Genomic DNA, 20,765 nt, shown 5'->3' with positions numbered 1-20,765 from the left:
GCGGAGGAGCCGCTGTGCGGATCTCGACCACGATCTTCCTGACGGACGAGACGATCACCCCGCTGCGGCTGGCGCGGGAACTGGAGGAACGCGGCTTCGCCGGGCTGTACCTGCCCGAGCACACCCACATCCCGGTCGAGCGGACCTCCCCCTATCCGGCGGGTGGCGAACTCCCGCCCGAGTACGGCCGCACCCTCGACCCCTTCGTCGCCCTCGGCCAGGCCGCGGCCGTCACCACCACCCTCGGTCTCGGCACGGGCATCACGCTCCTCGCGCAGCACGACCCCATCGCCCTCGCCAAGCAGATCGCGACCCTCGACCACCTCAGCGGCGGCCGCTTCACCCTCGGCGTCGGCTTCGGCTGGAACAGGGAGGAGGCGGCGGACCACGGCGTGGAATGGTCGACGCGCCGCGATCTCAGCCGCGACCGCATGCACCTGATGCGCGCCCTGTGGGCCGCCGAACCGACCGCGTACGACGGCGACTTCGGCTCGGTGCGCGCCTCCTACGCCTACCCGAAGCCGGCGAGCGGCCCCGCGCCCCGCACCCTGGTCGGCGGCGCGGCCGGCCCGAAGCTCTTCTCCCACATCGCCGACTACGCCGACGGCTGGCTCCCGATCGGCGGCCGGGGCCTCACGGAATCGGTCCCCGTCCTGCGGGAGACCTGGTCGGCGGCGGGCCGCGACCCGAAGGCCCTCCAGATCGTCCCGTACGCGGTCCTTCCCTCGGCGGGCAAGCTCGCCCACTACGCGGAACTGGGCTGCGAGGAGGTCGTGCTGCAGTTGCCGCCGGCGGGGGAGGGGGAGGTGCTGCGGGTGCTGGACGAGTACGGGAAGTACGTGTGACCCGCTACCGGTCCCGGCGGACGGTGCGGCTTCGGTCAGCCGCTGACAGCGGGCTGCCGAGCGCCGGGGCCGGCAGGGGTTTCGTGTCCGGTACGCCGCCTGACGGGCCCGTGCGCGCGAGGCAACCGTGCTCCTCCGGCTCCCGCAGAGCGGCGGCGATCCTGATCTCACCCGGCAACGAGCCACGACCAACCAAGAGATCGTCCTACTGCGCAGGCGCGACGAGCCGGAAGGCCAGGCACACGAGGGCTGTGCGGTCGTCCACGGGTGTGCCGACGGAGTCCCAGAATCGGCGGTGACCGGCGCGCCACTCATCGAGCGAACGGTCGCCCTCACCTTCGGCCGAGGCATGCTCCCAGGTGATGTCGCCGAACGTGGTCAGCTCCACGCCGGTGATCTCGACCGTGGCGACGCAGTCGCCATCGCTGTCGAGGAGGGCGAGACGCTCGCCGGTGAACTCCAGCCCTTCCGTCTCCTCGACGTACTCGGAGAGCAGGCCGGTCGTGGCGGTCTTTCTCCCCGCCAGAACGAGGGCGTTCAGCCTCTCCCGCAGCTCACCGGCCGTGCCGAGCTCCAGCGCTCGCATGCCGTTCACTCGTGGCCACATGGCCCCAGCCCTCTTCTCAGCCCTGCGTGATGTGTCCTTGAGCGTAGGAGACGAACGAGGCCCAGGAGGCGGGGGCACAGGCCAACTGAGGGCCGGCGGGGTTCTTGGAGTCGCGGACGTGGACGGTGGAGGGGCAGGCGGCGACCTCGACGCAGGCGCCTCCTTCCCCGTCGCTGTAGCTGCTTTTGAACCAGCGGATCTGCTCGCTGCTCATCGGCGTTCTCCCAGCTTCTTCTCGATCAGGGCCAGTGACTCGCGGGGTGTGAGGGCTTGCGCTCGGATGATCCCATAGCGTTCCGTGAAGACGCTGACTTCCTCATGGTCGGTGATCAGGCGGGAATGCCCGTAGATTTCCGTGTACGCCACCTGTCGCAGTCCCTTGGGCGTCAGCAGGATGAACGCGCCACCCATGCTGGGATGTTCCTCGCGATCGGTGGTCATCACCTGGAGCTCGACGGTCCGCAGCCGACCGATGTGGAGCAACCGACGCAACTGGTGCTCGTGAACGGTCGCCCCGCCGATGGGGCGCTGGAGTACGGACTCCTCCACCACGAAGCTGAACGTCGGCGCGGGCCAGCGCTCGAAGATCTGCTGGCGAGCGAGCCGGTCGGCCACACGCTTCTCGATGGTCCGCTCGTCGAGCAGGGGTCGCCGTTGGGTGAACACGGCCCGCGCGTACCCCTCAGTCTGGAGAAGACCGGGCACTGCCTGATTGCTGTAGTCGTGCACCGCGAGGGCCTCCGCCTCGGCCTTCGCGTAGTCCCGGAACCAGTCCGGATGCCGCGTCCGCGCCTTCGCGAGCGCCTTCTCCACGTCCGGGATCGCCGCGTTCAGCACACCGCGCGCCCCCAACACCTCGTCCGCCAGCCGCAGAAAGGCCGGCTGGGGCGTCCGTACCCCGCGCTCCATCGAAGAGACCAGCGCCTCGCCGCAATGCGTGGCGGCCCCCAGCTCTTTCTGGCTGAGTCCGGCCGCCTCACGCAACACCTTGATCTGCTTGCCGAGTGAGTTGAAGAGCAGCGCCGTCCCGTCCTCCTCGGCGGGCCGTTCCGGCCGTTCCTCGCGTTCCGCGTCCGCCATACCCCGTACCGCCCTCACACCTGCCGCAGTGGTCACGGTCCACGACCCGTACAGCGCTCCGGCCGTACTCGTACGGCTACGCTCCGTCGTGTCGCAAGTCCTGGTCAGGGTATCCACGACCAACCACGCTCAGTGACATGAAAGCCGAAACCGCTTCCCCCACGGTCGAGTTCACCCAACGCCTCAGCACCACCCGCCGTGGCGCCCGCCTCGCCCGGCGCTTGGCCCTCCACTGCCTCGACGACTGGGGCATCCCGTACGGCAGCGAACTCTCCGACTCCGCCGCCCTGATCGTCGCCGAACTCGCAGCGAACGCGGTCACCCACGGCCGCGTCCCCGGCCGCGACTTCGAACTGCGTCTGCGGCTCACGGGGGCCGCCCTCCGTATCGAGGTCTCCGACACCCGATGCGAACGTGCCCCGCTCCCTCCCGCGACACCCCCACCCACCGACGCCGAGGCGGGCCGCGGCCTTCTCGTCGTGTCCGCGCTCGCCACGGACTGGGGCGCGACGGACCGCTCTGTGGGCAAGACGGTCTGGGCCGAGCTGCCCGGTCCGGTTCGAGGCGTGGACAGCGGCGACGCGTCCGCCGGCGCCTCGCGCGCCCGTCACCGGTAGCGGACGAGCGCCGACGTGTCGAACGTCCACCGCCCGGCCGGCACGACTTCGCCGAACCCGTAGGGCACGGAGCACCGGTACCTGAGCCCTTCGGGTCCGTCCTTGGGCTCGGAGTGGACGGCGATGGAGCCGTTGCGGGGGTCCACCACGACGTACAGCGGTACGCCCATCCGCGGATAGTCATCCAGTTTGGTGACGAGGTCGTTCTTGGGGTTGCTCTTCGAGACGATCTCGACCACGAGGAGCACCGCGCGCGGATTGACGGACTCGGCCTGCGGGTCGACGTCCTCGGTCGGGAGCGCGATCAGGGCGGGAACCTTCTCCAGACCGGTGACGGGATCCGTCTGTCGGTGTCGTTGACCGCGGAGATGCCCGGAGTCTGCGCCCTGATCTGCTCGCGGAAGGCGTCGACATTGGTGGTGTGGGGCAGATCGAGGCTCATCATGACGAGCTTCACCTCGCCGTCCGTGGTTTCCACCCTCCAGCCCTTCTCCAGGTGCTCCGCGTACTTGGAGAGGTGCCGGGCCACCTCCTGCATGCGCCGGATCTGCTCAGGGCTCATGCCGCTCACGGTGTCCTGCAAGGGGTGCCTGGCTCAGGGTAGCCGCGGAGCGTGGGGGCGGGTGGATTCGCCCGGTTCCGCTCGGGGCGCGAGGCGAGGGCCGAGGCCCTTCCGGCGTCCTCGTCGGCCATAGTTGCCTCATGGCGTCGACGACGATTCACGTTCCCCGTGAGACCCGCGATCATCTTGCGGCCCTCGCTGCCGAACGCGGTCTCGCCCTCGGGCAACTCGTCCAGCAGCTTGCGGAGCGTGAGCTGACGCGGGCGCAGATGGCCGAACGACTCCGCACCGATCGCGACGCCGCGCGCCGGAACATGGGGGCGGACATGACCGACGACGAGTTCGACCAGGCGCCGGACATCCTCGGCAACATTTGCAAGATCGCGGCGGACAAGGTTCGAGCCGCACGGGGCGACGCGGCTTTGCGCCATTTCCCCGACGGCTTCGGCGGCCCTCCTGCTGCTACCCGTCCGTAAATGTGCCGGAATGCGTCATCGAGTTCCAATGCGAGCTCGCCCATGCCGACTTGTAGGGTCCTCACGTGACGCAATCCCCGAGGAAATTCTCCCACTCGCTCATTACTTGGTGCGGCTTCAGGGGCTTCGGGGCGACGACCTCCGGTGTGTTGATCACCGTTTTCGGCGGAATGCATGGTGACAGGCCGAGTGGGTCGACAGTCGTGTAACGAGCAGTCTCAGGGTCGTAGTGCCGGTGGAAGTTGTAGTGCAGCCCCGTCTCCGGGTCGAAGTACTGCCCCGGAAGCGCAGCGGCGTGTACGCCGTGCTCGACCTCGCCCATGTCGTCGTGCCCCACAGCGTGCTGCGCGTGTGCCAGGCCAGTTCGCCCGACTCGTCGATGAGTTCGCTCGGGGTGCCCACCAGGTCGGTGATGATGGCGAAGAAGCGCTCGTCGATCGCCTCCTGCGAGGCCTGCGAAGGGGCGAGGACCTTCCGATGTCCTCGCCGGCCATAGGCGCCTCACGGCGTAACCGGCGATTCACGTTCCCCGTGAGACCCGCGATCATCTTGCGGCCCTCGCCGTGAGACATCCTATGGGCGAGTCTGGACCGGCCTTCACGCCAGGCCCCCGTCACCCCAGGCTGACACTCCACACGTCGCCGTGCCCAACCCAATCGTCACGCTCTTCGTGGTCGTTTGAAACCAGCACGGATACCTTGGTCGAAACGAAGCGATACTCCATGAAGTCGCCTTGATCAGTAACCTTCGGATCTTCCAGAGGGTCTTGCAGGCAGGAAAGCGCCTCGTTCAGCTCATCCCATGTGACGTACTGGGGAAAATCGACGTGCATGTCCTCTCGCCACCGTCCGGACAAGCTGTGGTTCCTGGCTAGTTTGTGCAGCTCTAGCGAGCCTCCCGTCACGACCCAGTCGGGGCCCGGGTTGAAGTAGAACTCTACAAAGCCGTAGTCCCTGCGCAGTGAGAGACCCTCTTCGTCAATGACGTCGATGAAGTCGGAGTGGATTGCCTCGTCTACCTGGGTGAGTGTCGAACCGATCCCTACCCCGTGCAGTCGCCCTGATGCGATAAACGAGGAAATTACTTGAAGAGCGTTCACGGCCAGTTCTCCAGCTTTTCGATCAGCGCTTGCATTTCCGCAGAGCGGTTCTTTTTGTTTCCCCAGTTGTGATCGAGCATATGCTCTTGTGCGGACTTGGCCTTGGCTAGGAGGTCATCGCGCAATTTAGGGTCACTGTTGACGGCATCGACGGCTGCCTTGACGCTCTTATCGGACGCCCATCCCGTCTCGAGCCTGATCGGCTCTCCGACGATGGTTCCACTATCGTCGACATAGATTCGAACTTCGTCTTCGAGCCCTGGCTTTTTCTTCAACGGAATGTGGATGTGTGCTCCTTTCGTCGCCCAGTCGGAGGCCACAGGGGAAACGCGAATCTTGCAGGGTTTCAGGCCGAGAGGATCGGACCAAGTGAGGGGGTTGGCCACGTACATGGCCGGACTTGGTGCGGGTTCGAGCCCGAGAGGGTCGGAGCTGACGTACCGTCCCGTTTCAGGGTCGTAGTGCCGGTGGAAGTTGTAGTGCAGCCCCGTCTCCGGGTCGAAGTACTGCCCCGGGAAGCGCAGCGGCGTGTACGCCGTGCTCGACCTCGCCCAGGTCGTCGTGCCCCACAGCGTGCTGCGCGTGTGCCAGGCCAGTTCGCCCGACTCGTCGATGAGTTCGCTCGGGGTGCCCACCAGGTCCGTGACGATGGCGAAGAAGCGCTCGTCGATCGCCTCCTGGGACGCCTGCGAAGCTTCTTGCCCGTCCGCCGGGAGGATGCGTTCCGTCTGGGCCAGCGGGCGGAGGCCGTCGTGGTCCCAGGTCAGGGACACCGGACGGGGCAGGTCCACGGACTCCGTCGTCTGTTCGCACAGCGTCGCGCCGTCCCAGGTGAACGACACCCGTTCGACCACCGTGACGCCGTCGTCACCGAGGCGCTGCTTCGCGATGCGGCGGCCCAGCGCGTCGTAGTGGTAGCGCCACACCGTTCCGTCCGGTGTGGTCACGGATGTGAGCCGGTCCTCCGCGTCCCACGCGTAGCGCCAGGTGTCCGGCTTGCGTGACAGGCGGGTCTTCTGGCGCAGCACGATGCGGCCCTGCGCGTCGTGCTCGTAGCGGACGTTGCCGGCGCGGGTGATGCGGGTGCCCGTGTAGGCGCGGGAGCCCGTTGCCTCCTGGCCGGGGTGCGTGGCGGGCCAGGACGCGTCGGTCTGGTTGCCCGCCGCGTCGTAGGCGTAGCGCTCGGTCCAGTTCGCGGCGTGGACCGCGGTGACGCGTCCGTCGGCGTCCAGGTCGAACGTCCTCGTGCCGGAGAGCCGGTCGTCGATGCCGACGAGGTGGCCGTCCGCGCGGTAGGAGTAGCCGCGCCGCTGGAGGCTGCCGCTCGCGCCCGTGACGTGCTGGTCCGTGAGCCGGCCCATCACGTCGAAGGCGTGGTGGAGCGTGACCGTGCCGCCGATGCGGCGGGCGAGTTCCTGGCCCGCCGCGTCACGGTCGAAGCCGATCGTGCGTCCCGAGGTCGTCAGTTCCGCGCGGTGCCCGGCGGCGTCGTACGACCAGGAGCTGACCGCGCCACCGGGGGTCGTCCTCCCGGTCCGCCTGCCCAGGACGTCGTACGCGAACGTCGTCTCGCGGCCGTCCACCGACTCCGACCTCAGCCGGCCGTAGCGGTCGCGCAGCCGCGTCAGCGTCGCGTCCGGGCCCGCCGCCACCGCGAGTTCGTCGAAGACGTCGTACGCGTACGTGGTGACGGATCCCTCGGCGTCCTTGCGGACGACCTGGCCGAGCGCGTTGCGAGTGAACCGCACGCGCTGGCCGATGCCGTTGCTGCGGGACGCCAGGCGGCCGGCCGCGTCGTACTCGTACGCGAGGGTCCGGTCGTCGAAGTCGGTCTCGGACTTCAGCAGGCCGGCGGGGTCGTATTCGTAGTCCCAGGTCAGGCCCTGGGGGTTGGTCACCCGGGTCAGACGCAGATTGGAGTCGTGGGTGAACTCGTACCGCACCCCGTCCGGCCCCGTCCGTGCCACGAGGAGGTCGAAGTCCGTGTACTCGAAGGTGGTGACACCGCCCATCGCATCGGTGTGGGTGGTGCAGTTGCCCTCGCCGTCGTACGTCCACGACTGCACGCTGCCGTCCGCCTCGACGCGTCGCGCGAGCTTGCCCTCGACCGTCCATTCCAGCCGCGTCACCGCGCCGAGCGGGTCCGTGATCGCGATCGGCCGGCCGAAGGGGTCCCGTTCGCAGCGTGTCGTCGCACCCAGCGGGTCGGTGATCTCCAGCGGAAGCCCGGCACGGTCGCAGCGCACGCGCGTGGTGTGTCCCAGGGCGTCCGTGACCGACGTCGGATGGCCCGCTCCGTCGTACGTGAAGTGCGTCGTCGCGCCCGCGGCGTCCGTCGCGGAGATGCGGTTGCCGCGTTCGTCGTACGTCCGGCGCACCACCGTCCCGTCGGCGCCCCGGACGCGTACCGGCAGTCCCAGGGCGTCGTACTCGACCGAGAGTTCCCGGCCGTCCGGACGCCGCACGGTCACCGGCCGCCCGGCCTCGTCGTACGAGGTGCTCGTGACGTGGCCGAGCGGGTCGGCGGTGGCGAGGAGCCGGTTGAACGGGTCGTACTCGAAGCGGGTGACGGCGCCGTTCGCGTCGATCTCGGCGACGACCTGCTGGCGTTCGTTGATCACATGGCGCTTGGTGTGGCCGAGGCCGTCGGTCATCGAGGTCGTGCGCAGGCCGGTGTCCGGGTCCGTGTCGTCCCAGGTGAAGTGGGACTCGACGTGGCCGTTCGTGCCGGACTGGTACACGCACCGGTCGAGCCCGTCGTAGACGTAGTCGTAGTGGCTGCCGTTGGTGTCGGTCCACGACGTCATGCGGCCGAGGTCGTCGTACCCGTACCGCACCGGCAGGCCGGTGGAGTTGACGACCTCGGTCAGATGGCCGTCCGTGTAGCCGTACCGGAGGATCTCCTGGTCCGAGCCGTCGGCGGCCGCGCCCGCGAGGTGCAGGGCGGTGACCCTGCCCTCGTCCGTCGTGAGCTTCAGGTGGTAGCCGCCGTGGTGCACGATCGACGTCGGTGCGCCGGACTCGTCGTGGTCGAAGCTGATCCAGCGGCCGTTGCGGTCGTCGAGCTGTGCCAGGAGGGCCAGTTCGTCGGTGTGGTCGGTGAAGTGCCACACCCGGCCGGTGTCCGGGTCGGTGACCGTGTAACCGCCGTCCGTACGTGCCAGGGGCCAGCGCCTGCCGTGCGTGGGCAGCACCGGGACGCCCGGCGCGGGATGCGGGTAGGCGAGCAGGCTGCCTTCGTCGCACGCGAGGACGACGCCCTCGGAGTCGATCTCCAGACGCTGGTCCACGGTGCTGGACCACGTCGGGCCGAACCAGCGGCCCGCCCGGTACGACGAGTCGAAGGTGCGCCGGAACACCAGCGGCAGCGAGCCGGGGAGGGCGATGTCGGTCTGCGGCAGCAGGACGCGGCCGCTCGCGATGTCGACCGGGTCCCCGTCGCACTTGGTCTCACTGCACTGCTTGCCCTTGCCGTCGGGGTCCTTGGTGTGCCCGTCGCGGACCTTCGACGGGCTGTCGGGAACGCCCTTCATCCCGGCCCTGATCCCGCCCCGGACCAGCCCGGCGCCCTTGCTGCCGACGATCTCCGGGATGAGGCGCCCCAGGAACTCCGACGGATCGCCCTTCGCCGCGTCCCAGGCGTTCTTCAGCGCGCGGTCGGGGTTCGCGGCGGTGGAGACGAGCCCGGCGAGGGTCGTGTTGAGACCCTTGTAGTACTCGGCCGGGTGCGTCAGGTTGTACGGATCGAGCGGGTTGACCGAGCGGACGAAGTTGACGAGGCCGGCCGCCCCCTTGACGACGCCACCGGTCAGATGGGTCATCTCCACGCCCTGGGCCAGGCTGTAGTCCGCCAGCTCGAGCTTGACCTTGTCGCGGCCCGTTGGCTCCTCCGGAGCATGGGCCATGGCCGCCGTGACCGCCGTCTTCGCGGTGTCCGCGGCCTCGTTGCGGTGCCGGCGGGCCTCCTTCAGGATCTCCTGCGCCCGCTGCCGCTTCGCCTTGCCGGGGTCGGTGAACGGGCCGGGCCGGGGCGGGGGACTGTCGCTGTTGCGGGCGGCGTTGTAGGCGTCGACCTTCTTGTTGTAGGCGTCGGCCGCCGTTCTGGAGTCCGCGTCGCCCTCCTTGTAGAGGGCGATGGCCTCTCGCGCCTTGCCCTGGGCGGAGGTGACCGCCTTCGCATAGGTCTCCAGCGCCTTCGCCGCGGCCTCGAAGGCGTCGGCGGCGTGCAGCCAGTCCGTCGGCAGCGTCTGGATCTTCTTGCGGAAGGTGTCCGCCGCCTCGCCCTTCCAGTGGGCCGAGTCGAGCCTCTTCATCCCGCCGCCGACGAGGTCGAACGCCTTCTGGAAGTCGCGGAGGTTCTTCACCGTGGAGGTGATCGCCTCCGGGTTCCCGTGGATGAGCTCGTTGGCCTCCTCGGTCTGCCCGAGCTGCTGCTCACCCACGTCGGCGCCGAGCGAGGAGGCGGTCTCGTCGCCCCAGTCCTCGACGCTGTCCGCCCAGTCGTCCGCACCGACCTTCTCCAGGCCCTCGCCGATCCGGTCGGTCGTCCAGTCGACTCCCTCGCCGACCTTCTCCTTGGCCTTGTCGATGCCGCTGTCGACGACGTCGATGCCCTTGTCGAGGGCCTTCCCCAGATCGCCCAGATCCACCATCAGCGGCGCTCCCCCCAACGCGGCTCCTCGGCCTGCGCGATCGTCTCCTGCGACGGATCCAGCGTCTCGCGCAGCTCGGCGTCCGTCGCCTCACGCAGCTTCGGGTCGATGAGCCCCTGGCGCTCGAAGGAGTCCATCTGCGCGTCCATCACGTCGTAACCGGTGTTCTTCCAGGTCTGCTTGACCTCCTGGTGCGCCTCGGAGAAGGACTCGGCGCTCCAGTCGGGGGCGTCCATCGCGGACTGGGTGCTGATCTCGTCCCAGCTCTTGCCCTTGACCTCGTCCTCGCTGAGGTGCGGGTTGCCGTTGAGCGAGTTCACGCCGATCTTGATCGAGTCCTTGACGTACTGCTCCTGCTCGGCGAACGACCCTGCGGACAGACCGACCGCCTGCGCGAACCCGTTCCCCTTCAGCGTCAGCGCCCGGACGCCCCACTCCCATCGCTCGCAGAAGGTGCGGAACCCGTCCGCGAGGCCGCCGTGTCCGAGCTCAACGCCCGACAGGGACAGCTCCGAGAAGCCGCGCCCCGCGGTCGCCTCGCCGATCATGCCGAGGTCCTTGAGCTCGGAATGGGCGAGGTCGATGCCCTTCACGATGGCGGCGAGCGCCTCGGGCGGCGCCTTGAGATCAGGATCCTGCCCGGTCATTCCGTTCCCCCGTTCCGTTCCCCGTCTCCCCGAGATCGACCGCCACCGCGTCGGGCACGATGCCCCTGACCGGCGGGAACAGCATGCCGTCGTCGCTGCCCGCGTCCAGGGCCACACCGCCCGGTCCCGGCAGCAGGGGCACCATCACGTCCAGCAGACGGGCGCCGAGGATCCTCCGGTACTTCCACTCGCGACGCGTCTCTCCCCGCGCCAGGGCGAAGCGCGCCAGGGCCTCCTCGTTCGAGAAGGCGCAGATCCAGCGGACGCCGTTCAGATCGGCGGTCCACGGACTGTCGTGCTCGTCGAACGGTACGAGTACGGCGGTGCGCCGGAATTCCCCGAGCAACCGCGCAAACTCCCGCCTCGCCGCAGCCAGTTCTCCGTCGGCCGCGTCGCCGGCGGTCACGCCCGCCGTAGTGCCCGCCGCCCCCGAACCCGGTGTTTCCGGCACTTCGGGCGCAGTGTGGTCGATGGAGTCGCCGGCCGGCGGTGCGGGTGCGGTCCAGTCGGCCAAGTCGGCCAGTTTTGAGGCCCGATCGGTCCGCGAAGTGTCATCCCCGTTGTCACTCACGGCGGAATGCTGTCATGGGGCCGTTCCCGAATGCAACGCGTAATTGCGCCTCAAAACAGGGCGATTGGGTCGTGTTCGGGCGGCCTCTCCTGCGGGAGAGGGAGCCGGCTCCGCGCGAGGGCCGGGCTGCCGGGTCACTGCCGTCGGCCGGCTCCAGGATCTCCTCCGGCGGCTGGGATCACGGCGCGAACGCGTCGAGGGCGGCAGTCGAGTGGTCTCGCGACGGCTTCCTCGCACATCGGCGTTCCCGCCCAGGTCCCGTCGACACGAACGCGAGACACGCGTACTCCTCCTCCGTACCGAGGCGTGCACCTCGGACCCCGGTGCCGGGTGCTCGACCGCCGATCACCGGGACCCCGCCCCCGCCGGAGCCCGCGCCCCGTACCTCCGCGTCCCCGGATGGTGCGTCCGCCCCGCCCGCGAGTTCTCGGCCCGCGCTCCCGCGCACCCCCTCTCACCGACCGTTTTCGGCGCATACGCCCCCACCCCCCGTCCCGCTGTCCGTCCGCGCTCGTATGCTCGCTGCATGACGGATCACCAGGCCGGAGACCGGGTCGGAGACCAGGCGGGGCGTCCGACCGCCAACGCCATGCGCCGTGCCCTCAGGCGGGCGCGGGACGGGGTCGCGCTCGACACCGGCGAGGCCGCCGTCCTGCTGCAGGCGCGGGGCGCGGACCTGGAGGACCTGTGCGCGTCCGCGGCGCGTGTGCGGGACGCCGGGCTGGAGGCGGCGGGGCGGCCCGGCGTCATCACGTACTCGAAGAGCGTGTTCGTCCCGCTCACGAGACTGTGCCGGGACAAGTGCCACTACTGCACCTTCGCCACCGTCCCCGGCAAGCTCCGTCGCGCCGGCCACGGGATGTTCATGTCGCCCGACGAGGTGCTGGACATCGCGCGGCGCGGGGCCGAACTGGGATGCAAGGAAGCCCTCATCACCCTCGGCGACAAGCCGGAGGACCGCTGGCCGGAGGCGCGCGAGTGGCTGGAGGCGGAGGGGTACGACGACACCATCGCCTACGTACGCGCCATGGCGATCCGCATCCTGGAGGAGACGGGACTCCTTCCCCACCTGAACCCGGGCGTGCTGACCTGGACGGACTTCCAGCGGCTCAAGCCCGTCGCCCCCTCGATGGGCATGATGCTGGAGACCACCGCCACCCGTCTCTGGTCCGAGCCCGGCGGCCCGCACCACGGATCGCCCGACAAGGAGCCGGCGGTGCGGCTGCGGGTGCTGGAGGACGCCGGGCGCAGCTCCGTCCCGTTCACCAGCGGGCTGCTGATCGGGATCGGTGAGACGTACGAGGAGCGCGCGGACTCGCTGTTCGCGCTGCGCCGGGTCTCGCGCGCCTACCACGGCATCCAGGAACTGATCATCCAGAACTTCCGCGCCAAGCCCGACACGGCGATGCGCGGCATGCCGGACGCCGAACTGGACGACCTCGTCGCCACCATCGCCGTCGCCCGGCACATCATGGGACCCTCCGGCTGCCTCCAGGCGCCCCCGAACCTCGTGGACGAGGAGTACGGACGCCTCATCGCCGCCGGCATCGACGACTGGGGCGGGGTGTCGCCGCTGACGCCCGACCACGTCAACCCCGAGCGGCCGTGGCCCCAGATCGACCTGCTGGCCGAGCGGTCCGCGGCCGAGGGCTTCCGGCTGCGCGAACGGCTCGCCGTGTACCCGGAGTTCGTCCGGCGTGGCGAACCCTGGCTGGACCCCCGGCTGCTCCCGCACGTACGGGCCCTCGCCGACCCCGAGACCGGTCTCGCGAACGAGGGCGCGCTGCCCGCCGGTCTGCCCTGGCAGGAGCCCGACGAGGGCTTCGTCGCGAGCGGGCGGACCGATCTGCACCGCACCATCGACACCGACGGCAGGACCGCCGACCGCCGGGACGACTTCGACGAGGTGTACGGGGACTGGGGCGCCCTGCGCGAGGCCGCGGCGCCCGGCATGGTCCCGTCGCGGATCGACACCGACGTACGGCACGCCCTGGCCACGGCGGCGGACGATCCGACGAAGCTCACCGACGACGAGGCCCTCGCGCTGCTCCACGCCGACGGTCCCGCGCTGGACGCGCTCTGCTCGATCGCCGACGACCTGCGCCGTGACGTCGTCGGCGACGACGTCACGTACATCGTCACCCGCAACATCAACTTCACCAACGTCTGCTACACCGGCTGCCGCTTCTGCGCCTTCGCCCAGCGCCGCACCGACGCCGACGCGTACACCCTGTCGCTGGACCAGGTCGCCGACCGCGCCCAGCAGGCCTGGGACGTCGGCGCGGTGGAGGTGTGCATGCAGGGCGGTATCCACCCCGACCTGCCCGGCACCGCGTACTTCGACATCGCCCGGGCCGTGAAGCAGCGCGTCCCCGGCATGCACGTGCACGCCTTCTCGCCCATGGAGGTCGTCAACGGCGCCACACGCACGGGCATGTCGATCCGCGAGTGGCTGACCGCGGCCAAGGAGGCCGGGCTGGACTCCATCCCCGGGACGGCCGCGGAGATCCTCGACGACGAGGTGCGCTGGGTACTGACGAAGGGCAAGCTGCCCACCGCCACCTGGATCGAGGTCGTCACCACCGCCCACGAACTGGGCATCCGCTCGTCGTCGACGATGATGTACGGGCACGTCGACCAGCCCCGGCACTGGCTGGGCCACTTCCGCACCCTGTCCCGCATCCAGCAGGAGACGGGCGGGTTCACCGAGTTCGTGACACTGCCCTTCATCCACACCAACGCCCCCGTCTATCTCGCCGGCATCGCCCGCCCCGGCCCCACGACCCGCGACAACCGCGCCGTCACGGCGATGGCCAGGCTGCTGCTCCACCCGCACATCCCCAACATCCAGACCAGCTGGGTGAAACTCGGAGCGGACGGCGCCGCGGAGATGCTGCGCTCCGGCGCGAACGACCTCGGCGGCACGCTGATGGAGGAGACCATCTCCCGGATGGCCGGGTCGAGTTACGGCTCGTACCGCTCCGTCCGCGACCTGACCGCCATCGCCGAGGCGGCCGGGCGCCCGTCGAGGCCCCGTACGACGCTGTACGGCGAGGTCCCGGCGGAGCGGCAGCGCGCCGCGGCGGACTCCGACGGCCACCTCCCGGCGCTGCTGCCGGTGCTGGAACAGGGCTGACAGGAGCGGCGGGTCCTCCCGGTGCCGGATGCGGGTCCGTCCGTGGTGGCTGCCGAGTTCGGCACCGGTCGAGGTCCCGTGATCTGAGTCACGCCACCCGGACACGCGCTCCGGCATCCGAGGCCCGGCACGGGAGCCCGGCAACCAAGGCCCGGCCCCCGTGCTCCGGAGCCCGAGGCCCGGCTCCGCCCTCCGGCACCGAGGTCCCGCATCCGCCCTCCGGTGTCCGGCCGGTGTCCCGCGGCCCGTGCGGCCCCGGCCGTCACGGCCACGACCGGGCGCGCCTCCGTGTCCGCGACGGCGCGCGCCCACCACGGCACTCTCGATGCCACGGCTCACGCCGCCCATCGCCCCGCCGGAACGATCCACCGCCCCGCCGGAACGTCCCTCGCGCGGTGATCGGAACCGGCCTGAAGGTGACCGGCGCATTCCGCTTCATAAGCCGTTCCCGGCTGGATTGCGCCCATGAAGCGATCTCTCGCGGTCGATTACAGTGCTGCGCACGAGAAGGGAGGGAGCCGCGTGACCACAGGAGCCGCAGCCGTCTGGGGACGTGCCGAGCAGCAGGACTTCCGCGCCCGGGTGCGCGGCTGTCTGCTGGGCGGGGCCATCGGCGACGCGCTGGGCGCCGGAGTCGCCGCGCTGTCGCTGGACGAGATACGTTCCGCCCACGGCTCGGACGGGGTCTCCGACCTCGTCCCCGCCTACGGCCGCCGCGGCGCGGTCACCGCCGCCACCCAGCTGACCCTCTTCACGGTCGACGGCCTCATACGCGCCCAGGTCCGCCGCGACACCGGCGCCTGGCACCCGCCGACCGACGTCCACCGGGCCCATCTGCGCTGGGCGGCCACCCAGCGGGACTGGGGGCCCGACGAGCGCCGCAAGGACAACGGCTGGCTCGCCCGCGAGGAATGGCTCTACACCCGGCGCGACCCGACGCGCGCGTGCCTGACCGGCCTGGCCGACGAGGTCCTCGGCACCGTCGACAAGCCCAAGAACCCCACCGCCCGCGACGCCGGCGCGCTCGTCCGCTCCGCGCCCTTCGGACTGCTCGTGGGCTGGGAACCCCAGTTGGTCTGCCAGCTCGCCGTGGAGTGCGCCGCGCAGACCCACGGCCACCCCACGGCGTATCTCTCGGCCGGCGCCTTCGCGGTGATCGTCCACGGGCTGGCCCGCGGTGAGACCGTCGACGGCTCCGTCCAGCGGGCGCTGTCGCTCCTGACGCCCAGACCGGGCCACCAGCCCGTCAGCGATGCGCTCAAGCAGGCACTCGGCGCCGTACGCCAGGGCATCCCGAGCCCCACCCGTATCGACGCCCTCGGTGATCCGGAGAACGCCGAGGACGCCCTGGCCGTCGCCGTCTACTGCACCCTCGTCAGTGAGGACGTCCGTCACGGACTCCGCCTCGCCGTCAACCACGACGGCCCCTCCCACACCACCGGCACCCTCTGCGGCGCCCTCCTCGGCGCGCTGCACGGCGAGACGGCCCTCCCGCCCGCCTGGCTGGCGGAGCTCGAGGGCCGCTCGACCATCCTGGAACTCGCCGACGACTTCGCCATGGAGATGACGCAGGGGCCCGCGCTCCACGGCCCCGCCTCCTCGGCCCCCGGCTGGCTCCAGCGCTACCCGCGCGGCTGAGCAACGCCGCAGCCCTTGCACCCGGCACACGCGCCGCACGGGGCGTTCGCCCGTGCGGCCCGTGCCGTGGGTGGTGCCGTTCGAGCCGGGGCGTTGCGCGCAGCCCGGTGAACGGCGTCGGCTACCGCATCAGTTCACCGGCGTTGACCAGGAGGGACTGGCCCGTGATCGAGCGGGCCCGGTCCGAGGCGAGGAAGGTGACGGCCTCCGCGACGTCCCCGTCCGTCGCGAGCTCCGGAAGGGCCATCCGTTCCGTCAGCCGGGAGAGCACCTCGGACTCCGTGACGCCCTCGGTGTCGGCGGTGAACCGGACGTACGCCTGGACCGGCGGGCCCCACATCCAGCCGGGGAGCACGGTGTTGACCCGGATCCGGTGCGGGCCGAGCTCCTTGGCCAGGGAGTACATGGCGGAGGTGAGCGCGCCCTTCGACGCCGCGTACGCCGCCTGCCGGACCTGGGAGGGGGCGGCCACCGCGGACTGGGTGCCGATGACGACGACCGATCCGCCGCGCTCCTTCAGGGCGGGCAGGCAGGCGCGCGTCATCCGCAGGGTGCCCAGCAGGTTGACGTCCAGGATCTGTTGCCAGGCGGAGAAGTCGGCGTCCTCGATGCCGCCGAAGTGGCTGTCCCAGGCGGCCACGTGGACGACGGCGTCGATGCGGCCGAAGCGCTCGACCGCGAGGGTGGCGAGCGCCTCGCACTGGGACTCGTCGGTGATGTCGGTGGGGCGGTGCGCGGTGCGGGTGCCGGCGGGGTCGATCTCGCCGGCGGTCTTCACGAGGTTGGCCTCGGTGCGGGCGCCGAGGACGGCGTTGCCGCCGTCGCGCACGACGGTCTCGGCGACGCGGTGCCCGAGCCCGGCGCCGACGCCGGACACGATGACGGTCTTTCCCTGCAGCAGCATCTCGGCGCCTCCCGGCTCTGGCCCTTTATCTGACGGCGCGTCAGAGTAGGTCCGTCCACCGAAGGACGGAAGGGGAGCGTCGTGAGCGAGGACACCCGGTCCGGGGTGTACGCGGAACTGGCGGCCGTCGGCCCGTACGGGGTCCGCCCCGGCCATGCGCTGATCACCATGGTCGAGCCGCACCTCGGCCACGAGTACGCGTACAACCGCTGGTACGAGGACGACCACTACTACGCCGGTGCGATGGCGATGCCCTGGATGTTCGCGGGACGGCGCTGGGTCGCCACCCGCGAACTGCAGCTGCTGCGCTACCCCGAGAAGTCGGCGGTGGCCCGGCCCGTGACCGCCGGCTGCTACCTCTCCACCTACTGGATCACCGAGGGGCGCTACGACGACCACATGCGGTGGACGGTCGGGATCAACAAGCGGCTCAACCGCGACGGCCGTGTCCACCAGGCCCGTACCCATGTGTTCACCGCGTTCCAGGACCACGTCGCGACCGTCTACCGGGACGGCGCCGCGGGCCCTCGGGACCACCACGCACTCGATCACCCGTACGCGGGGCTGGTCCTGGAGGTCGTCGACGCGGAGAGCCCGGAGCGCCGGGCCGACCTGCTGGAGTGGCTGCGGTCGAGCGAACTGCCGAGGCGGCTCCGGCCGAAGCGGGGCGCCGGGTCCCCGGCGGCGATGGTGACCGCCTTCCGGCCGACGCCGCTCCCGCTGGACCGGATGACGTACGTGAAGCAGGTGGAGGGCGTGGACACCCGGCTGACGCTGCTGTGGTTCCTCGAACAGGACCCGAGGGAGGGCTGGGAGGAGCATTTCGCCGGTCTGGACGCGGGGGAGCTGGGAAGGGTCGAGCTGGTCGCGCCGTTCATCCCGACGGTCCCCGGGACGGACCGCTACGTGGACGAGCTGCGAGAGGTGAGGGGCGGCCGGGCGGGCTCCGGGCCGGCAGGTCCCGCGGTCCGGCGGTGACGCCCCCTCGGCGAGGCCGGTAACCACCTGACAGTGATCGCCGTCCCACCTAAGGTGGTCGTTCGGACCTGTATCCGACGGGCGGTTTGCCGGGCGAGGGGGACTTGGGTGGACGCACAGATGATGGATCTCGCGCGCACCGCCGGGACGACCGTGGTGACGCTCATGGCCACGGACGCCTGGGAGAGAACCCGTGACGGCATCGTCGCGCTGTGGCGGCGGGTCAGCCCCTCGCGCGCCGACGGCGTGGAGGGAGAGCTGGAGGCCACGCGGGACGATCTCCTGCTCGCCCGGGAGAACGGCGACGAGCTGGCCGAGCAGGAGCTCGGCGAGGAGTGGGCGGGCCGCCTCCGACGTCTCCTCCGTGACCGCCCGGAGGTCGCCGCGGAGCTTCGCCGGATTCTCGCGGACCTCTACCCGGAGGAGCCGGCCCGGCCCGGGACGGTGCAGATGAGGGCTGAGGCGTCGGGGAGCGGCCGTGTCTACCAGGCCGGCCGCGACCAGCACATCGCCGAGAGGTGACCGAACCGTCACGCGAGCCCGGGGGTACGGTTCACGGCCGTGCGTCGGGCCAGGGGCGCGTGTATCAGACGACGGGCGATCAGCACATCACGGAACACCACCACTACTACGGGGCCGACGAGGCCACGTCCCTGTTCGCCTCCTCGGTGCCGCGCAGTGTCGTCCACCCCCGTTCGGATGTGCTGCGGAACGAGTTGCCCGCGCCCGATTCGGTGCGGATGCCGCTCGTCTGGAGGACGCCGCGGCGGCTCCGGGACCGCGAGGACCTCATGCGGAGGCTGCTCGAGGCCGCCGGCGGGCACGGCGGCGTCCATGTGCTCCACGGCACGGGAGGGTGCGGCAAGACGGCGGTCGCACAGGCGCTCTTCCACACGGTGACAGGACCCCGGGACACCGTGGGTCTCTGGGTCAACGCATCCGAACGGGCCACGTTCCGGGCGGGCATGCTGGCCGTGGCAGCGGATCGCGGCGCGGAGGCCGTGGAGCTGGCCTCGGCGCACGCGGGCCGGCGCGCGGCGGCCGATCTCGTCTGGCACTACCTGGACGGGTCTCCGCAGCGATGGCTGCTCGTGCTGGACAACGCGGACGACCCCGCGGTGCTGGAAGAGGGAGGGTGGCTGCGGACGAGCCGGCAGGGGACCGTCGTCGTCACCACGCGGCAGGGGACCTCGCCGGTGTGGCAGGGGGCGGACCTGCACCAGGTCGGCCCTCTCCCGGTGGAGGACGCCGCTCTCGTCCTTCGCGATCTCGCGCCTGATTCCGGAACGTTCGAAGAGGCCCGGTCCGTGGCACTGCGCCTGGACTGCCTGCCGCTGGCCCTGACGCTGGCAGGGTCGTTCCTGTCCCGGCAACTTCTGGAGAGCTGGTCCATGACCGACTACCAACGTCATCTGGAGGACGACCCGACGGAGCTGATCGACCGGGGGGCGGATTCCGACAGGGACACCCGGCACCTGGTCGGCCGGACCTGGCAGATCTCCCTCGACAGGCTCGAGAGGGCCGGCGTGCCCGAAATTCCTCACGCTCATGCGCCTGTTGTCGTGCTTCAGCGCCGACCCGCTGCCCTTGGCGTTGCTCCATCCCCGGAAACTGGCCACCACGGCTCTCGGCACCGCCGCTCCTCCTCTGACGGCGCAGCGGGTGGAAGGCGCCCTGCGAGGACTGCTGGATCATTCCCTGGTCACCCTCGTGGACGTCGAGCGCGGTGGCACCGGGAGCCGGTGCGTCAAGGCGCACGGAGTGCTGCTGGACAGCATCGCCGCCGCGGTGCCGGACGGCCAGAGGCCGCTGCTCATGGCGTCGGCGGTTCGCCTGCTCGACGAGGAGGTGCCCGAAGACCTCCGTGCGGCCCGGGCCCTGGGCGGTGTGGCGTGGACGGTGCCTCATGCGGTGAGCCTGCTGCGCCGTGTGTCCGACGCGGATCTCGCGCCGGAAGCCGTCGGTCTGGCCGTGCGGTTGGCGTCCCTGACGTTCGACCTGGGCGACTTCCACGCCTCGTTGTCCGTGGCCCGTTCCGCCGACGAGGTCGGCCGACGGCTGCTGGGTGCGGACCATCCGGTGACCCTGAGGGCCGGTCACCGGCTGGCCCGTGCACTGTTCAGGCTCGGCCGCTTCGAGGAATCCGAGAGCCTGGACCGCAAGGTCCTCGAGAGCCGCCGACGGGTCCTGGGCGAGGAGCACGAGGAAACACTGACGAGCCTGCAGGACAGTCACCAGTCCCTCGGCCAGTTGGGCAGACTCGAGGACTGCGTGGCGGCCCTACGGGCGGCGGAGGCGATCCGAACGAGGATCCAGGGCGCCGACCACCCCGACACCCTCCATGTTCGCGCCCTCCTCATCGAGTACGTGGCCCATCCGGACACCGAGGAGGAGTTCGACACGATCGGGCCCCGGGTGGTCGCGCTGTGCGAGGAGCGGCTGGGGGAGGACTCCTTCACCACGGTGACCGCCCGCCACAACTACGCCTATGGGCTCTACGTCCTCGGGCGGTGGGCGCAAGCGGAGGAAGCGGCTCGTGCGGCGCTGGCGGACCGAGAGCGGATTCACGGTCCGGAGCACTACCTCACCCTCTCCGCGGCTGTCCTCCTGAGCTGGGTTCTGGACAAGTGCGGGCAACGCGAGGAAGCCATCACCTTGGCACGGCGGGTCGTCGCGGGTCAGGAAAGTGCGCTCGGTGCCGACCATCCGTACGTGCTGGCAAATCGCGCCGGCCTCGCCGCTCTGCTCGCTGCGAGCGGCGGCGCCGCCGAGGCGCTTGCCCTGGCGGCTCGGAACCTCCCTCTGTGCGAGCGGGTTCTCGGTCCGGATGCTTCCGTGACCGGAACATCCCGGGCACTCGTGGATGAACTGGGCGGCGGTCGGGCAGAAGGCAGCCCCCTCGGCCAGGACGGCGGGCCGGTCGAGAGGGCTTGACTGAAGGTTCTGCGGACAC

18 protein-coding genes and 2 pseudogenes are annotated in these 20,765 nt (G+C 70.6%); 9 read left to right on the top strand and 11 right to left on the bottom strand.

Going from position 1 to position 20,765, the window contains the following annotated elements; all coding sequences use genetic code 11:
• Positions 1-14 precede the first annotated feature (14 nt).
• A complete protein-coding gene (locus QRN89_RS15090) occupies positions 15-845 on the top strand; it encodes an LLM class F420-dependent oxidoreductase (RefSeq protein WP_290349915.1) in 831 nt (276 codons plus the stop codon).
• A 205-nt stretch (positions 846-1,050) separates the two neighbouring features.
• Here QRN89_RS15090 and QRN89_RS15085 read toward each other — a convergent pair whose 3' ends face one another.
• From QRN89_RS15085 to QRN89_RS15075, 3 genes are read right to left on the bottom strand one after another with little or no spacing between them, the layout of a single operon-like run.
• Complete coding sequence (locus QRN89_RS15085; RefSeq protein WP_290349914.1) at positions 1,051-1,431, bottom strand: ASCH domain-containing protein; 381 nt, start codon at positions 1,429-1,431, stop codon at positions 1,051-1,053.
• A gap of 37 nt (positions 1,432-1,468) precedes the next feature.
• Positions 1,469-1,666 carry a DUF397 domain-containing protein gene (locus tag QRN89_RS15080; RefSeq protein ID WP_093657669.1) on the bottom strand — a complete coding sequence of 66 codons (198 nt, stop codon included), beginning with the start codon at positions 1,664-1,666 and terminating at the stop codon, positions 1,469-1,471.
• The gene (locus QRN89_RS15075) at positions 1,663-2,532 is read right to left on the bottom strand and encodes a helix-turn-helix domain-containing protein (RefSeq protein WP_290349913.1); all 870 of its coding nucleotides are present in this window, start codon (positions 2,530-2,532) and stop codon (positions 1,663-1,665) included. The genes QRN89_RS15080 and QRN89_RS15075 overlap by 4 nt, the downstream gene beginning before the upstream one ends.
• A gap of 137 nt (positions 2,533-2,669) precedes the next feature.
• Between QRN89_RS15075 and QRN89_RS15070 the strand changes: the two genes are divergently transcribed.
• The gene (locus QRN89_RS15070; protein ID WP_290349912.1) at positions 2,670-3,149 is read left to right on the top strand and encodes an ATP-binding protein; all 480 of its coding nucleotides are present in this window, start codon (positions 2,670-2,672) and stop codon (positions 3,147-3,149) included.
• On the opposite strand, the gene QRN89_RS15065 is transcribed toward QRN89_RS15070, so the two are convergent.
• Positions 3,140-3,454, bottom strand: coding sequence for a Uma2 family endonuclease (locus QRN89_RS15065; protein ID WP_290353715.1), 315 nt, complete (start codon positions 3,452-3,454; stop codon positions 3,140-3,142). The genes QRN89_RS15070 and QRN89_RS15065 overlap by 10 nt on opposite strands.
• Complete coding sequence (locus tag QRN89_RS15060) at positions 3,454-3,711, bottom strand: hypothetical protein (protein WP_290349911.1); 258 nt, start codon at positions 3,709-3,711, stop codon at positions 3,454-3,456. The genes QRN89_RS15065 and QRN89_RS15060 overlap by 1 nt, the downstream gene beginning before the upstream one ends.
• A 140-nt stretch (positions 3,712-3,851) precedes the next feature.
• On the opposite strand from QRN89_RS15060, the gene QRN89_RS15055 reads away from it, so the two are divergent.
• Positions 3,852-4,187, top strand: a complete 336-nt coding sequence (locus QRN89_RS15055) for a hypothetical protein (protein WP_290349910.1) — start codon at positions 3,852-3,854, stop codon at positions 4,185-4,187.
• A gap of 142 nt (positions 4,188-4,329) precedes the next feature.
• Here QRN89_RS15055 and QRN89_RS15050 read toward each other — a convergent pair.
• From QRN89_RS15050 to QRN89_RS15030, 5 genes and pseudogenes are all read right to left on the bottom strand, one after another.
• Positions 4,330-4,634: pseudogene (locus QRN89_RS15050) on the bottom strand (RHS repeat-associated core domain-containing protein); the annotation flags it as partial.
• Positions 4,635-4,800: 166 nt separating this feature from the next.
• Positions 4,801-5,286: a hypothetical protein gene (locus QRN89_RS15045; RefSeq protein ID WP_290349909.1), complete on the bottom strand. Its 486-nt coding sequence runs from the start codon at positions 5,284-5,286 to the stop codon at positions 4,801-4,803.
• On the bottom strand, positions 5,283-9,938 hold the full coding sequence (locus tag QRN89_RS15040; RefSeq protein WP_290349908.1) for a putative T7SS-secreted protein: 4,656 nt from the start codon (positions 9,936-9,938) through the stop codon (positions 5,283-5,285). The genes QRN89_RS15045 and QRN89_RS15040 overlap by 4 nt, the downstream gene beginning before the upstream one ends.
• Positions 9,938-10,585, bottom strand: a complete 648-nt coding sequence (locus tag QRN89_RS15035; RefSeq protein WP_290349907.1) for a hypothetical protein — start codon at positions 10,583-10,585, stop codon at positions 9,938-9,940. The genes QRN89_RS15040 and QRN89_RS15035 overlap by 1 nt, the downstream gene beginning before the upstream one ends.
• Positions 10,566-11,099: an SseB family protein gene (locus QRN89_RS15030; RefSeq protein ID WP_390701482.1), complete on the bottom strand. Its 534-nt coding sequence runs from the start codon at positions 11,097-11,099 to the stop codon at positions 10,566-10,568. The genes QRN89_RS15035 and QRN89_RS15030 overlap by 20 nt, the downstream gene beginning before the upstream one ends.
• Before the next feature lie 583 nt (positions 11,100-11,682).
• Between QRN89_RS15030 and QRN89_RS15025 the strand changes: the two genes are divergently transcribed.
• Both QRN89_RS15025 and QRN89_RS15020 read left to right on the top strand, forming a co-directional pair.
• On the top strand, positions 11,683-14,292 hold the full coding sequence (locus tag QRN89_RS15025) for a bifunctional FO biosynthesis protein CofGH (protein WP_290349905.1): 2,610 nt from the start codon (positions 11,683-11,685) through the stop codon (positions 14,290-14,292).
• Between the two features lie 522 nt (positions 14,293-14,814).
• Positions 14,815-15,930, top strand: a complete 1,116-nt coding sequence (locus QRN89_RS15020; RefSeq protein WP_290349904.1) for an ADP-ribosylglycohydrolase family protein — start codon at positions 14,815-14,817, stop codon at positions 15,928-15,930.
• Between the two features lie 121 nt (positions 15,931-16,051).
• Here the strand turns inward: QRN89_RS15020 and QRN89_RS15015 are convergent, their stop codons facing one another.
• Positions 16,052-16,834: an SDR family oxidoreductase gene (locus QRN89_RS15015; RefSeq protein ID WP_290349903.1), complete on the bottom strand. Its 783-nt coding sequence runs from the start codon at positions 16,832-16,834 to the stop codon at positions 16,052-16,054.
• 81 nt (positions 16,835-16,915) lie between these two features.
• On the opposite strand from QRN89_RS15015, the gene QRN89_RS15010 reads away from it, so the two are divergent.
• From QRN89_RS15010 to QRN89_RS35595, 4 genes and pseudogenes are all read left to right on the top strand, one after another.
• Complete coding sequence (locus QRN89_RS15010; protein ID WP_290349902.1) at positions 16,916-17,812, top strand: hypothetical protein; 897 nt, start codon at positions 16,916-16,918, stop codon at positions 17,810-17,812.
• A gap of 108 nt (positions 17,813-17,920) precedes the next feature.
• Positions 17,921-18,334, top strand: coding sequence for a hypothetical protein (locus QRN89_RS15005; RefSeq protein WP_290349901.1), 414 nt, complete (start codon positions 17,921-17,923; stop codon positions 18,332-18,334).
• 218 nt (positions 18,335-18,552) lie between these two features.
• Positions 18,553-18,936, top strand: a pseudogene (locus QRN89_RS35950) (NB-ARC domain-containing protein); the annotation flags it as partial.
• Between the two features lie 424 nt (positions 18,937-19,360).
• Complete coding sequence (locus QRN89_RS35595; RefSeq protein WP_356948635.1) at positions 19,361-20,746, top strand: tetratricopeptide repeat protein; 1,386 nt, start codon at positions 19,361-19,363, stop codon at positions 20,744-20,746.
• Positions 20,747-20,765 lie beyond the last annotated feature (19 nt).

This window comes from Streptomyces sp. HUAS CB01, assembly GCF_030406905.1.
GTDB classification, from domain to species: Bacteria; Actinomycetota; Actinomycetes; order Streptomycetales; family Streptomycetaceae; genus Streptomyces; species Streptomyces chengbuensis.
The sequence above is the reverse complement of the archived record's forward strand: the minus strand, read 5'-3'. Positions and strand labels throughout refer to the sequence as shown.

Coding starts and splice junctions, on each gene's coding strand:
- QRN89_RS15085 (WP_290349914.1), bottom strand. CDS start 1,431: ATGCGAGCGCTGGAGCTCGGCACGGCCGGTGAGCTGCGGGAGAGGCTG.
- QRN89_RS15080 (WP_093657669.1), bottom strand. CDS start 1,666: ATGAGCAGCGAGCAGATCCGCTGGTTCAAAAGCAGCTACAGCGACGGG.
- QRN89_RS15075 (WP_290349913.1), bottom strand. CDS start 2,532: ATGGCGGACGCGGAACGCGAGGAACGGCCGGAACGGCCCGCCGAGGAG.
- QRN89_RS15070 (WP_290349912.1), top strand. CDS start 2,670: ATGAAAGCCGAAACCGCTTCCCCCACGGTCGAGTTCACCCAACGCCTC.
- QRN89_RS15060 (WP_290349911.1), bottom strand. CDS start 3,711: ATGAGCCCTGAGCAGATCCGGCGCATGCAGGAGGTGGCCCGGCACCTC.
- QRN89_RS15055 (WP_290349910.1), top strand. CDS start 3,852: ATGGCGTCGACGACGATTCACGTTCCCCGTGAGACCCGCGATCATCTT.
- QRN89_RS15040 (WP_290349908.1), bottom strand. CDS start 9,938: ATGGTGGATCTGGGCGATCTGGGGAAGGCCCTCGACAAGGGCATCGAC.
- QRN89_RS15035 (WP_290349907.1), bottom strand. CDS start 10,585: ATGACCGGGCAGGATCCTGATCTCAAGGCGCCGCCCGAGGCGCTCGCC.
- QRN89_RS15025 (WP_290349905.1), top strand. CDS start 11,683: ATGACGGATCACCAGGCCGGAGACCGGGTCGGAGACCAGGCGGGGCGT.
- QRN89_RS15015 (WP_290349903.1), bottom strand. CDS start 16,834: ATGCTGCTGCAGGGAAAGACCGTCATCGTGTCCGGCGTCGGCGCCGGG.
- QRN89_RS35595 (WP_356948635.1), top strand. CDS start 19,361: ATGCGCCTGTTGTCGTGCTTCAGCGCCGACCCGCTGCCCTTGGCGTTG.